This is a genomic window from Pseudohongiella sp. (genome assembly GCF_011050365.1).
Lineage (GTDB): Bacteria > Pseudomonadota > Gammaproteobacteria > Pseudomonadales > Pseudohongiellaceae > Pseudohongiella.
This window is the reverse complement of record NZ_DRFV01000016.1, coordinates 151,219-164,125: the sequence shown is the minus strand read 5'-3', so window position 1 is coordinate 164,125 and position 12,907 is coordinate 151,219. Positions and strand designations below refer to the sequence as shown.

Here is a 12,907-nt window from a genome sequence, read left to right as displayed (position 1 = left end):
TACTGCTGTCGGGACATAGGTGTCAGTCGCAGTTGTATACAGTGTCATTGGCGTCATCGATGGCACGAATGACCTGCCAGTGTTGCTGATAGTTGATCGGGATAAACGTGGCCATGCCGGCATCCGCAAACTCGCGCTGCAGGGCGCTGCCTTCCCAGTCAAAGGTGAAAAATGCCTGGCGTATTCTGTCTGCCAGCACGGGGTGCAGATTATGTGCAATGCCATAGGCCGTGGTCGGGAAGGTCAGTGACTGGTATATGGAACGGTATTGTTCAGCACGCACCACGTCACGGCCCTGCATACGACGCAGTACCTCATTGGCTACCGCAGCCGCTTCATAGTCGCTGTTGACGACGCCAAGAATCGAGTTGTCATGGCTGCCGGAATACGCGGTACGGTAGTCTTCCCCGGCGGTCAGACCAAATTCGCTAAGCAGCAGGGTTGACGGCGCCTTGAAGCCCGAATTCGATGTCGGGGAGGTAAATGCCAGCTGTCGCCCGGCCAGATCCGCCGGGGACTCAATGCCACTGCCTGGATAGGTGATGATTTCCATTTCGTAGCCGAAACTGCCGTCTTCTGCCGCCATCATGGCAAAAGGTGCAAAACCGACACAATTGACCGCCACCGGTGTCGAGCCGGTATTGAAGCCAGCGACATGCAGGCGCCCGGCACGCATGGCTTCCAGTTGCGCGGCATTGGACTGCACCGGGAAAAAGCGTACCTCTTTGCCGGTGAGACCTTCCATATGGGTGATGAATTCGTCCCAGACCTGGGTGTAAAGCGCCGGATCTTCTACTGGGGTATAGGCAAAAATCAGAATACGGGGGTCCCGCCAGTCCGCTTCATCTGCTGGCAGGTCAGCCACCAGGTCCTGATTACTGTCCTGATAGCGCGGTGACAGTTGCGCCTGGGCACTGCTGCAGGCAGCGGCCAACAGCAACGTGAGTATGGCCGGCGCCTGTAATGTTCTGATCTGTTCCAGCACTGGCACTCCCGATTTTTTACTGGTCTCACGTTTTGTACCACGCGACGCCCAGTGTTGACTGCTGGGCAGCAGCGATCATATCACCTGCGGCGAACGGGTCAACCACTGCTCCCGACAGACCTCGAACTGCGCCAGGATACGCTCGGCACCGCTATCGTTGACTATCGTCATACTGCCGGCTGACGGGTACTCAAAATCCTGCTTCAGCGCTGCCGCGCTCGCTTCGGTGATACCGGCCGAGCGCAGACGCAGGCGTTGCGCGATTAAACTGTCCGGGGCATCAATCCAGATCAGTGCCAGACCCGGAACCTGCGCCTGCAGAAAGTCCCGGTTGCGTTTTTTGTATGCGCCCTGGGTCACTATCAGCGGCTGATCCGGCCCGGCCTGGGCCTGTCGGGCCCGGATACGGTCGGCCAGCAATATAAAGTAGTCGTCACGCATGGCATCGGTAAAGGGCCGGGAGGCCGCCAGTGCCTGCTGCATCGCCGGTGTTATATCGTCATCGGCGTGATACACCGACCAACCAAGGGCGCGGGCAATCACCTCACCGGCAAAGGACTTGCCACTGCCGGACAAGCCGAACAAAAACCAGACGGGTACAAAATTTTTGACATCAGACATAAACAGGAATCAGCAACCAGAGACAACAACAAAAGCGCAGTCTACAATGGATTTGACCCGCCTGCTGCGTGTATGATTCGATTTTTTAATGATGATGCTGCTTTTCCGCATTCGCTAACCCGAAACATACAATCCAGTCAGGTACAACCAATGGGCAGAGCATACCAGAACCGAAAAGAGTCCATGGCCAAAACGGCGGCCGCCAAGACCAAGGTCTACAGCAAATATGCACGCGAGATCTATGTCTCCGCCAAATCCGGCGGCACTGACCCGGATGGCAACCTCGCACTGCGCGGTCTGATCGAACGCGCCAAGAAAGACCAGGTCCCCACTCATGTTATTGACAAGGCCCTGGAGAAAGCACGTGGCAGTGGTGGCGAAGACTTCTCGCCAGCGCGTTACGAAGGCTTCGGGCCCGGCAACTGTATGGTGATCGTTGAGTGTCTGACGGACAACCCCAACCGAACCTTCGGCGACGTGCGCCAGTGTTTTACCAAAACCAAAACCAAGATCGGCGCACAGGGCAGCGTCGCCCACATGTTTGATCACTGCGCCATTCTGGCAATCACGGGCGATGATGAAGACGCTGTCCTGGAAGCACTGCTGACAGCCGACGTTGATGTCACGGACATCGAAAATGAAGACGGCCTGATTACCGTATTTGCACCGCATACAGAATACGCCAAGGTAAGACAGGCGCTACGTGATGCCTTTGGTGAGGTCGAGTTCGAAGTAGACGAGATCCAGTTTCTGGCTCAGACCAGCACCGAGATTACCGGCGATGATGCGGCCCTGTTCGAGAAATTCATGGATATGCTGAATGACCTGGATGACGTGCAGAACGTTTACCACAACGCCGTGCTACCGGACTAACGGGCGACCAGCAACGGTCATTACCGCTGGCTGTGGAGCTCAGCAGTGCTGCCGGCCAGCGGCGACGGCCACTGGCCGCGCCAATAGGACTCCGGTTGTGGCCGACTGAAGTAATAACCCTGAAAGTACTGACAACCCATTTCGCGCAGACGTTCTGCCAGCGCCAGCGTTTCCACGCCTTCGGCCAACACACGCAAGTCCAGACTGCTTCCCAGTGCCAGAATGGTTCTGACGATGGCCTCATCGTTCGGGTCGAGCAACAGATCACGCACAAAGGACTGATCAATCTTCAACTGTGACAGCGGCAGCCGCTTGAGATACCCCAGGGAAGCATAACCGGTACCAAAATCATCCAGCGAAAACCGGATGCCGCGCTCGCGCAGTCGATCCATTTTCTCGACAGTGACATCCACGTTCTCAATCAGTAGCCCTTCAGTAACTTCCAGCTCCAGCCTGGCACCATCAACCTGGTTACGTTCCAGGCACTTGAGAATATGATCAACAAAATCGGCATGATGGAACTGCCGGGGGCTGATATTCACTGCCAGAGTGAGCGTGGACAGCACCGGATCTTTTTTCCAGTCGGCGAGCATTTCGCAGGCCGTGGCCAGCACCCACTCACCCAGAGGCACAATAAGACCGCAGGTTTCGGCAACCGGTATAAAATCTGATGGCGCCACCTGCCCCATTTGAGGGTCATGCCATCGAAGCAACGCTTCCATGCTGAAAACCCGGCCTTCCGCATCTACCTGAGGTTGCAGGTGCAGGTCAAGATTGTCACCGGCCAGCGCCTTGCGTAGCGCCGTTTCAATCCGGGTCCGGCGCGTCACCTCTATCTGCATCTCCGGATTAAAGAAGCAAACCGAATTGCCCTCTGTCTTGGCTGCATTCAACGCCAGGTCAGCAGCCTTCAGCAACGCCTCCACATCACCGTCTTTGGCATCAGAGAACATTGCAATACCAATACTGACTGCGCACACATAGTCTACCCCGGCCAGATCAAACGGCTGGTTCAGTTGCCGGCGCAATATATCCGCCATATCACGCACACGCACCAGCGAGTCCTCGGCATTGACTGCGATATCCTCCACAATCAGAACAAACTCATCAGCCCCCAGGCGGCCCACCGTGTCCGTGCTGAGCAGTCCGCGTTCGAGCCGGCGCGCGAACATCTGCAACAGCTGATCACCGGCATCGTGGCCCAGGGTATCGTTTATCACCTTGAAATCATCCAGATCCAAAAATAGCAGGGCCCCTTCGTAACCCGTCTTGTTTCTGCCGGCCATGGCATGATCAAGCCGGTCAAGCACCAGGCGACGATTGGGCAGCCCGGTCAGTGAATCAAAGAATGCCAGCTGGTGCAGCTGATCACGGATCTGTTTGAGTTCGGAAATATCCGTCGAAATGCCACACAGGGCGTAGATACTGTTGTCGGGATTGCGCAGGGGGATCTTGATTGACAGGAAGTCATGCTGCTGCTGATTACGAACCAGAATACTGGCTTCTTCATCAGCCACACGCTCGCCGTGGCGAATGACTTGCAGGTCATTCTGCTCAAGTAGCGCGCAGGTCTTTTCGTCAAAGAAGTCGCTGTCCTTTTTGCCGACGATGTCGTCTAACGACATGCCAAAGAAATCACAGACCTTGCGATTGGCATACTGATAACGCAGCTTATAGTCCTTGATGTAAATATGGGCGTCTACACTGTTGAGTATGGTGTTCAGACGCGTTTCACTGGCAGTCAGACTTTGTGTTTTCTCGGCAACTTTGAAACGCAGCAGGATGGCAAACAGAGTGGCGCCAAGCAGGGCCAGAGCCAGGATGCCAATAAGCCACCAGACAACGACTGGCAGGGCAGCATCCGGTTCAATACTCCAGCGTCGCAGCAGGTCATAGTAGGGTGAGCTCTCATCCGTCTTCCATTGATCCAGATAGGTGTCGATGACTGCCAGCAGGTCAGCATGACGACCGGCAGGCACTGCGAAATAGAGTCTGCTGGGCTGAAACATGATGGGTGTGCGTTGCAGACCATGCTCGAAGGCCATCATGTCACCATAGAAATGGTTGGCGACAGCCGCATCTGACAGACCCGATGCCACGGCCTGGAACGCAGCTGCCAGCGAGTCGACCCACACCCACTCCACAGCCAGGTCAAAATTCTCCGCCAACTCCATCAGATAACGTTGCTGTATCGAACCTCTCAGGACCGCAAGCCGGAGCCCATCCAGATCCAGCAAACTGAACAGCCCCAGCCCATCACGCTCATAAAGCTGAGACCAACTCAGCAACGCTTCATTCCGGTGAAAGTCGAAACGCTGAGCGCGCTCGGGGATGTATGCCACATCCGGCATTATATCGAGGGTGCCAGATTCCAGCATTTGCAGACATTCGTTCCACTGGCAAGGAACCGGCTCGATCTGCCAAGCCTCGCGCTGCGCTATTTCAGTCAGCAATTCCCCGAACATCCCGCCGATCCGGCCATCGCCATCGAGAAATATTTTCGGAGTGTTTTCATAGACGCCAACCCGCAACGTGGTTTGCGCCGTCACCGGGCAGGCAACAGTTGCACACAATAGCAGCAGGACGGGCACAACCGCGTGGCGGTTCAATAACTTGCACAATGTGACAGCTACATCCATCGAGCACTTCCCTTAACAGCAGGCAGGGGCGATTATGTTGTCAGGCCTTTTTGACAAAAACCGACTTAAGTTTCATCGGCCCGATGCCATCAATCCTGCAGTCAATATCGTGATCCCCTTCAACCAGGCGAATATTCTTGACCTTTGTGCCGACCTTGACGACGAGTGAAGAACCTTTCACCTTGAGATCCTTGATAACGGATACCGTATCACCATCGGCCAGGGCGTTGCCATTGGCATCGTGAATGGTTCTGGTGTTGTCGGCCTCCGCAGCGCTGGTGTCTTCAAGCGACCACTCATGAGCGCACTCCGGGCAGATGAACAGGATACCGTTTTCATAGGTGTATTCTGAAGCACATTGCGGGCATTGGGGCAGTTCGGCCATTGACGTTCCTTATTCTTCGCAAACACCGGCATCATAGCACCAGAACCGGCCTGCACTGTTACTGTGACGGGTAGTTGTTGTGATAGACATCACGCCCCATGCGTTTTATCTGCTGGCCGACCATCCAATCCATGGTCGCTAGCATGGCGCTGCAATCCGATGCCGGTTCTACCTGCTGCAGGGTGTAGACAATTGCCTCCAGCGTTGACACCGCATCATCCGACGGCTGCCTGCGAATACGATACCGGGACGCCGGCAGGCCGTCCAGGACAAAGCAAGGTAACGCACTCAGCGCCGGAAATACCTTCAGCAGGCGCAGACTGCGGCCCCAACTGGCATCAATAAACAACAGGTCTCTGGGCGAGCCAGAGGGCAGCTCAGCAGCACCCAGTTCACGCACAGACCTGGCATTGTCACCGGGATAAATCATAACAGGACTGTTCAGCGGTCTGGAGAAGACCGTGTTGAGCAAGTCAGCCGACGTATCAGCCTTGTCCGGGTTCAATGTCACCATTTCCGCCTGACTTAAAGACAGGGCAGCGATTCTGGCTGTACCAATCGGATGTTTAGCTTCGCGTACATCCTGCAGGATGAAAACCGGCCAGGTATTTGCGACGTCGATAATGTGGGAACAATAGCAGTAAGCAGGGGGGCGGTAGCAGGCAGGGCATGTGGTTCGGGGCATAACGGCACTCCCGATCACCGCCGCCCGGGAAGGGCGACGGCTGCGGAGGTTTCTCGCGGATTACTCAGCATCAGCAGCAAAAGCTGCCTTGTCTTCATCAGTCACTTCCTTGATGCTCAGCTTGATGCGGCCGCGCGCGTCAAGGTCCATGACCTTGACCAGCACGTCCTGACCTTCATTGAGGTACTCACCAATATTTTCCACCCGATCAGCGGAGATCTGGGAAATATGGACCAGACCGTCCTTGCCCGGCAGAATGGTGATGAAGGCACCAAAGTCAACAATGCGTGCGACCTTGCCCATATAGAGCTGACCCACTTCGGCTTCTGCCGTGATGGTCTGAATCAACTCAATGGCCTTGTCACGCGATGCAGCATCTTCACCGTAGATTCGGATGTTGCCGTCGTCGTCGATATCAACAGACGCGCCGCTCTCTTCAGTAATAGAACGGATCGTTGCGCCGCCTTTGCCGATAACATCGCGGATCTTGTCGGAATCAACTTTCATCATGGCCATGGAAGGCGCATTCTCGGACACGGTTTCGCGCGCCTTTGGCAACACCTTGTTCATCACACCCAGGATGTGAATCCGCGCTTCATGCGCCTGATTCAGGGCGATTTCCATGATTTCTTCATTGATGCCCTGGATCTTGATATCCATTTGCAGCGCCGTGACACCTTTTTCAGTGCCGGCTACCTTGAAGTCCATGTCGCCCAGATGATCTTCATCGCCCAGAATGTCCGTGATCACGGAGAAGCGCTCGCCTTCCTTGATCAGGCCCATGGCAATACCGGCCACCGGCGCTGACAACGGCACACCTGCATCCATCATCGCCAGCGAGCTACCACAGACAGATGCCATGGAGCTGGAACCGTTGGATTCGGTAATTTCCGACACCACACGAATCGCGTAGGGGAAGTCATCTTCTTTCGGCATCACGGCCTGAACACCGCGCTTGGCCAACTTGCCATGACCGATCTCACGACGCTTGGGGCCTGACATGAAGCCAGTCTCGCCGACGCAAAACGGAGGGAAATTGTAATGGAACATGAAGGCTTCCTTTCTGGAACCTTCAAGGCCTTCAATGAGCTGTGAATCGCGAATGGCACCCAGCGTGGTTACCACCAACGCCTGTGTTTCACCACGCGTGAACAGGGCGGAACCGTGCGCCTTGGGCAATACACCGGTTTCAATTTCAATCGGGCGAACAGTGCGGGTATCACGGCCATCGATTCGCGGCGCGCCATCCAGAATGCGGTTACGAACCACTTTCTTCTCCAGCTTGCCAAACACACCTTTGACTTCGTCAGCGCTGACACCTTCGTCGTCACCGGAGAACTGCTCGGCCGCTTGTGCCTGCAGCTTGCCCAGGGCATCGTAGCGCTGCATTTTGTCAGACACCTGATACGCTTCTGAGATGCCATCGGCAAAGGCGTCGGCGATGGCTTTGGTCAGCGTTTCATTGACGGCGGGCGCTTCCCAATTCCACGCTTCTTTGCCAGCTTCCGCTTTCAGTTCCTTGATGGCGGTAATGACTGTCTGCATGGCTTCATGGCCAAACAGCACAGCGCCCAGCATCTGGTCTTCGGTCAGCTCTTTGGCTTCCGATTCAACCATCAACACGGCGGATTCAGTGCCGGCAACAACCATGTCCAGCGCCGAAGTCTCCAGACGCGTGGCATCCGGGTTCAGCACATAACCGCGCTCAACATCGAAACCAACGCGGGCCGCGGCAACCGGGCCCTGAAACGGTGCGCCGGAAATAGCCAGTGCCGCAGACGCGCCGATCAAGGCCGCGATATCAGGATCCTGGCCTTTGGTCGAAGAAATGACGGTACAGACAACCTGTACTTCATTCTTGAAGCCCGCAGGGAACAGGGGACGGATGGGCCGGTCAATCAGGCGTGAAACCAGCGTCTCTTTCTCGGTCGGCCGGCCTTCACGCTTGAAGAAGCCACCGGGAATCTTGCCGGCGGCATAGGTTTTTTCCTGATAATTGACTGTCAGCGGGAAAAAGTCTGCGCCCGGATTGGCCGTCTTTTTTGCCACCACAGTTGCCAGCACCTGTGAGCCACCCATGGTGACCACAACGGCGCCGGTTGCTTGTCGTGCAATCTTGCCGGTTTCCAGAGTGACCGTTTGGTCACCGTACTGGAATGTCTTGCTTACAATATTAAACATAACCTGTTCCTGTTTTTTATTTGAGACCCGGGCAGCATTGCAGCAACATCCTTTTTACCAAGAGTCTCTTCTCACTTTCTCATCGTTTTGGAAACGGTGCGCGTCTTAGCGACGCAGACCCAGACGCTTGATCAAAGTGGCATAACGCTCAACATTCTTGCGCTTGAGGTAGTCCAGCAGTTTGCGACGGCTGTTTACCATGCGGATCAGACCACGACGGGAGTGGTGATCGTGAGAGTGCTCACGGAAGTGACCCTGCAGCAGGTTAATGTTTTCGGTCAACAATGCCACCTGAACTTCGGGTGATCCTGTGTCACCTTCGCCCTGGCCATATTCTTTGACAATGTTTGCTTTCTGTTCTGTTGTTAAAGCCATGTTAAAAACTCCAAAATAATATGCGTTAAATGATAAGACATCCTGTCAACCAGCATAACCGTGCATACTGACAGTTACCTGGCGGTCTCCTTTATTAATCGGTGTGGCTTGACCCGACCATCGTCGAGCATCTCGCCTATTCCGATGAATTCTGCTTCATCATACAAACGGACCAGGCCGCTAGCGGGCAATTGCCGCAGCATCACTGCCTGACCCTGTCGTACATAAGCCGCCATCTGTGCCGACATTTCCGCTTTCGGCAAATGCGCAATGGCCAGGTCCGGCGCCTGTAACAGCGCATCGAGACCGTCCGTGCCCTCGGCATCAAAAATCGTCTGTAAAACTTCCGGCGTGACGCAGTTCTGCAACCGGAAAACGCCTGCCTGCAGACGACGCAGGGCCGTCACATGGGCGCCGCAGCCCAATGCTTCGCCCAGATCGTCGGCTATAGTACGCACATAGGTCCCTTTGCTGCAATGGATTTCCAGTGTCAGCGAGGCCCCGTCAAATTCGTGCAAAATCAGGTCGTGTATGGTGACCTGCCTGCTTTTACGTTCCACTTCCTGACCGGCCCGCGCCAATTTGTACAGCGGCTGGCCTTTATGCTTGAGCGCCGAGTACATCGGCGGAACCTGCTCAATATCACCGTTGAACCGTGACAGACATGTGACCAAGGCCTGTTCACTCAGCTCACCCACCGGGCGGGTGCTGATAACCTCACCTTCGGCGTCAGCAGTGTTGGTGCGCTCACCCAGTTTGATGGTGGTCAGATAACGTTTGTCTGCCTCCAGTAAAAACTGCGACACCTTTGTCGCCTCACCAAAACACAGCGGCAGTACCCCGGTCGCCAATGGATCCAGCGCCCCGGTATGGCCCGCCTTGCTGGCCTGGAACAGGCGCTTGGCCTGCTGCAGGCAGGCGTTGGAGCTCATGCCCTGCGGCTTGTCCAGCAACAGAATGCCACTTATATCCCGGCCCTTCCGTTTTCTATCTGTGGCCAACGTCACGCTCTCTTGTTTATTGCTTGTCTGACCCGGAGTTATCCGAAGAGGTATCATCCGACTCATCATCAGCGTCGGGTAAATGCTCATGCGTACTGTCTGCCGCCAGCGCCTTGTCGATCAACGTGGACAGGTAGCTGCCACGGGCTATGCTGTCGTCGTAATGAAACTTCAGTGCCGGCGTGGTGCGCAGACTCAACTCTTTGCCCAGCAGGCTGCGCAGATAGCCGGCCGCCTTGTTCAACGCCGCCAGACTGTCATCAATCTCTTTACGATCCAGCTCGCCCATGTCTTTCAACTGGCTACCAAAACCGTCCTGCACCAGCCCGCTGCTGAGCACCGTGACAAACACATTGGCATAGGCAAAATCACGGCTGACGTTGACGCCGGTGACAGATACCATGCCGACGCGCGGATCACGGATTTCGCGCCGGATCAGATCAGCCAGTATGCGCTGTATCTGATCGGCGACGCGTTGTGCTCTCGGCGAGGGCTTATTCATAAATGGTGCCCTTACAGTGAACGTGCGACCTGAATGGTCTGGTAAACCTCAATCTTGTCGCCGACTTTAACGTCATTGTAATTCTTCACGCCGATACCGCACTCCATGCCGTTACGCACTTCGTTGGCATCGTCCTTGAAGCGACGCAATGACTCCAGTTCACCTTCATAGATCACCACGTTGTCACGCAGAACACGAATCGGTCTGTTGCGGAAAACGCTGCCTTCGACAACCATGCAACCGGCAACCTGGCCAAATTTCGGCGAGTTGAACACATCCCGCACTTCGGCAACGCCCAGAATCTCTTCGCGCAGCTCTGGTGCCAACATGCCACCCAGGATGGCTTTGACGTCGTCTATTACGTCGTAAATAACATTGTAGTAACGCAGATTGACGCCTTCGTTCTCGATGACATCGCGAGCCGTTTTATCCGCTCGCACATTAAAGCCGATCAGCATGGCTTTTGATGTCGCCGCCAGGTGTGCATCCGTTTCAGAGATACCACCAACACCGGAAGCCACAACATTGACTTCGACTTCCTCGGTGCCAATCTTTTGCAACGAGCCGATGATGGCTTCCATGGATCCGCGCACATCAGACTTGATAATGACGTTAAGAATGCCTTTGCCTGCACGACCCAGGCCGGCGAACATGGCCTCAACCTTGTTGCCCTGTTGCAATGCGGCCTTGTGATCCTTGTGGCGACTCAGACGGAACTCGGCTACTTCCTTCGCTTTCTTCTCGTCAACCACCACAACAAATTCATCACCGGCTTCCGGCACGCCGTTGAAACCCAGCACTTCGACCGGAATCGAAGGGCCGGCAGATTTAACCGAACGACCGGCTTCATCAATCAGTGCGCGCACGCGACCGTATTCATGACCGGCGAGTACCACATCACCCACATTCAGCGTACCGTTCTGCACCAGCACAGATGCTACCGGCCCGCGGCCTTTATCCAGCCTCGATTCAATCACTACGCCTTTACCTGACGCATCAATGAATGCCTTCAGCTCCAGCATCTCTGACTGCAACAGAATCGCTTCCAGCAGTTCGTTGATACCGGCACCGGTATGCGCAGAAACCTGCACAAACATGGTGTCGCCGCCCCAGCTTTCCGGAATCACATCTTTAGCGGCCAGCTCGCTGGTCACCTTGTCGATATCAATGTCTTCCTTGTCCACTTTGGTAATGGCAACAACAATGGGGACGCCGGCTGCGCGGGCATGCTGAATGGCTTCTTCCGTCTGCGGCTTCATGCCATCATCGGCAGCAACAACCAGCACGACAACGTCGGTAGCCTTGGCGCCCCGTGAGCGCATGGCACTGAACGCAGCGTGACCAGGCGTATCCAGGAAGCAGATCATGCCGTGATCAGTTTCCACATGATAGGCACCAATGTGCTGGGTAATACCACCGGCTTCACCCGATGCTACGGATGACTTGCGGATGTAATCCAGCAGCGATGTTTTACCATGGTCGACGTGACCCATAACGGTAACAACGGGTGCGCGACTGACTGATTCCGCGCCACCGTCGTAAGCAATAGAGTCGTAGAGATCATCCTCAATGGCATCGGCAGATACAAACTTCGCAGTATGGCCGAACTCTTCCACCAACAGCGTCGCAGTGTCCTGGTCAAGCACCTGGTTAATGGTTGCCATGACACCCATTTTGAACAGACTCTTGATCAGCTCGGCTGATTTGAGTGACATTTTCTGGGCCAGATCAGGCACCGTGTTGGCTTCACCAATTATAATTTCGCGCGAAATAAACTCCGTTGGTTTTTCAAAACCATGTTGCTGTCTGCGAGGTTTCCTGCGTGGTCCGCCGCGTCGGCCACGACCACCTGCATCATCAGAATCGTTGTCTTCCAGAACAAAGTCATCCGCAGAAATGCGTGCTTTGCCCTGCTTCTTGGGTGCGGCTGATTTTTTGCGGAACCCGGATTTCTTGTCGTCATCTTTCTCGTCGGCGTCATCCTTGCGCCCGGTTTTAACCGGTGCTTTGGGTTTACCTGAGCTTGGCTGCCCGGTTTTTGCAGCACGCGCCGCCTCGACCTGCTCGGCAGTTGCCGCCGCTGCAACATCAGCGGTATCGTCCTTGCCCACGTTTTCATCAGGCGTCGCCTTCGCTGACGGCTTCACATCATCTTCGGCAGCGACAGGCGCCGCCTCGGCAGATGCGGCATCTTCAACCTTGGCCGTGGTTTCCGGCGGCTGCTCAACAACGGCCTCCGGCGGTGGCGCCTGCTCATGCATATCGTCGGCAATAACTGCTTCTTCCGCAGGCTTCTCCGGCTCCAGTTCGCTGCGCTTGACATAGGTGCGCTTTTTGCGCACTTCTACGTTAACTGTCTTGCCGCGCCCTTGCCCCGATGAGGTTTTCAGCGTGCCAACAGTTTTGCGTTTCAGCGTGATTTTCTTAGGCGCGGAGTCGCCGGCCTCAGCCGCGCCATGGCTGCGCCGCAGAAACAACAACAATGCGTTCTTGTCCTCATTGGATATCGGTTCTTCCGCGCGTTTGTGGGGCAGTCCGGCCTCTTTGATCTGGGCCAGAAGCCGTTCCGCGGTAACACCGACCACTTTGGCAAGTTCACCGACTGTTACATCTGCCATTTAGCTACTCCTGTCTACTCTTGGTGCCCGATATCGGGTAAA

Annotated in this window: 11 protein-coding genes; 1 reads left to right on the top strand and 10 read right to left on the bottom strand. The window is 55.4% G+C overall.

All coding sequences use genetic code 11. The features are described 5' to 3' along the window. Window positions 1-22 precede the first annotated feature (22 nt). Both phnD and ENH71_RS13850 read right to left on the bottom strand, forming a co-directional pair. Window positions 23-985: a phosphate/phosphite/phosphonate ABC transporter substrate-binding protein gene (gene phnD, locus ENH71_RS13855; protein WP_317622426.1), complete on the bottom strand. Its 963-nt coding sequence runs from the start codon at window positions 983-985 to the stop codon at window positions 23-25. Between the two features lie 75 nt (window positions 986-1,060). Next, entirely contained in the window at window positions 1,061-1,606 is a 546-nt protein-coding gene (locus tag ENH71_RS13850) for an AAA family ATPase (protein WP_294136412.1), read from the bottom strand. Between the two features lie 150 nt (window positions 1,607-1,756). On the opposite strand from ENH71_RS13850, the gene ENH71_RS13845 reads away from it, so the two are divergent. Beyond that, window positions 1,757-2,479, top strand: a complete 723-nt coding sequence (locus tag ENH71_RS13845) for a YebC/PmpR family DNA-binding transcriptional regulator (protein ID WP_294136414.1) — start codon at window positions 1,757-1,759, stop codon at window positions 2,477-2,479. Window positions 2,480-2,499: 20 nt separating this feature from the next. On the opposite strand, the gene ENH71_RS13840 is transcribed toward ENH71_RS13845, so the two are convergent. The 8 genes from ENH71_RS13840 to infB all read right to left on the bottom strand — a co-directional run bounded on the left by ENH71_RS13840 (window position 2,500) and on the right by infB (window position 12,865). Then, window positions 2,500-5,118 (bottom strand): EAL domain-containing protein, encoded by a 2,619-nt coding sequence (locus ENH71_RS13840; RefSeq protein WP_294136416.1) that lies wholly within the window; start codon window positions 5,116-5,118, stop codon window positions 2,500-2,502. A 40-nt stretch (window positions 5,119-5,158) separates the two neighbouring features. Further along, window positions 5,159-5,503, bottom strand: a complete 345-nt coding sequence (locus ENH71_RS13835; RefSeq protein WP_294136419.1) for a zinc ribbon domain-containing protein YjdM — start codon at window positions 5,501-5,503, stop codon at window positions 5,159-5,161. A 58-nt stretch (window positions 5,504-5,561) separates the two neighbouring features. Beyond that, on the bottom strand, window positions 5,562-6,188 hold the full coding sequence (locus ENH71_RS13830; RefSeq protein WP_294136421.1) for a tRNA-uridine aminocarboxypropyltransferase: 627 nt from the start codon (window positions 6,186-6,188) through the stop codon (window positions 5,562-5,564). A gap of 60 nt (window positions 6,189-6,248) precedes the next feature. Next, window positions 6,249-8,369: a polyribonucleotide nucleotidyltransferase gene (gene pnp, locus ENH71_RS13825; RefSeq protein WP_294137906.1), complete on the bottom strand. Its 2,121-nt coding sequence runs from the start codon at window positions 8,367-8,369 to the stop codon at window positions 6,249-6,251. A gap of 105 nt (window positions 8,370-8,474) precedes the next feature. Then, window positions 8,475-8,744 (bottom strand): 30S ribosomal protein S15, encoded by a 270-nt coding sequence (gene rpsO, locus ENH71_RS13820; protein WP_070117882.1) that lies wholly within the window; start codon window positions 8,742-8,744, stop codon window positions 8,475-8,477. A gap of 74 nt (window positions 8,745-8,818) precedes the next feature. Further along, complete coding sequence (gene truB / locus ENH71_RS13815; RefSeq protein ID WP_294134348.1) at window positions 8,819-9,745, bottom strand: tRNA pseudouridine(55) synthase TruB; 927 nt, start codon at window positions 9,743-9,745, stop codon at window positions 8,819-8,821. Window positions 9,746-9,761: 16 nt separating this feature from the next. After that, window positions 9,762-10,247 carry a 30S ribosome-binding factor RbfA gene (rbfA, locus tag ENH71_RS13810; RefSeq protein WP_294134345.1) on the bottom strand — a complete coding sequence of 162 codons (486 nt, stop codon included), beginning with the start codon at window positions 10,245-10,247 and terminating at the stop codon, window positions 9,762-9,764. Between the two features lie 11 nt (window positions 10,248-10,258). Next, window positions 10,259-12,865 carry a translation initiation factor IF-2 gene (infB, locus tag ENH71_RS13805; RefSeq protein WP_294134342.1) on the bottom strand — a complete coding sequence of 869 codons (2,607 nt, stop codon included), beginning with the start codon at window positions 12,863-12,865 and terminating at the stop codon, window positions 10,259-10,261. Between the last annotated feature and the right edge of the window lie 42 nt (window positions 12,866-12,907).

Excerpts from the sequence above, each read along its gene's own strand:
- rbfA (WP_294134345.1), bottom strand. The coding sequence starts at position 10,247 with ATGAATAAGCCCTCGCCGAGAGCACAACGCGTCGCCGATCAGATACAG.
- infB (WP_294134342.1), bottom strand. The coding sequence starts at position 12,865 with ATGGCAGATGTAACAGTCGGTGAACTTGCCAAAGTGGTCGGTGTTACC.
- ENH71_RS13845 (WP_294136414.1), top strand. The coding sequence starts at position 1,757 with ATGGGCAGAGCATACCAGAACCGAAAAGAGTCCATGGCCAAAACGGCG.
- ENH71_RS13850 (WP_294136412.1), bottom strand. The coding sequence starts at position 1,606 with ATGTCTGATGTCAAAAATTTTGTACCCGTCTGGTTTTTGTTCGGCTTG.
- ENH71_RS13830 (WP_294136421.1), bottom strand. The coding sequence starts at position 6,188 with ATGCCCCGAACCACATGCCCTGCCTGCTACCGCCCCCCTGCTTACTGC.
- ENH71_RS13835 (WP_294136419.1), bottom strand. The coding sequence starts at position 5,503 with ATGGCCGAACTGCCCCAATGCCCGCAATGTGCTTCAGAATACACCTAT.
- pnp (WP_294137906.1), bottom strand. The coding sequence starts at position 8,369 with ATGTTTAATATTGTAAGCAAGACATTCCAGTACGGTGACCAAACGGTC.
- rpsO (WP_070117882.1), bottom strand. The coding sequence starts at position 8,744 with ATGGCTTTAACAACAGAACAGAAAGCAAACATTGTCAAAGAATATGGC.
- ENH71_RS13840 (WP_294136416.1), bottom strand. The coding sequence starts at position 5,118 with ATGGATGTAGCTGTCACATTGTGCAAGTTATTGAACCGCCACGCGGTT.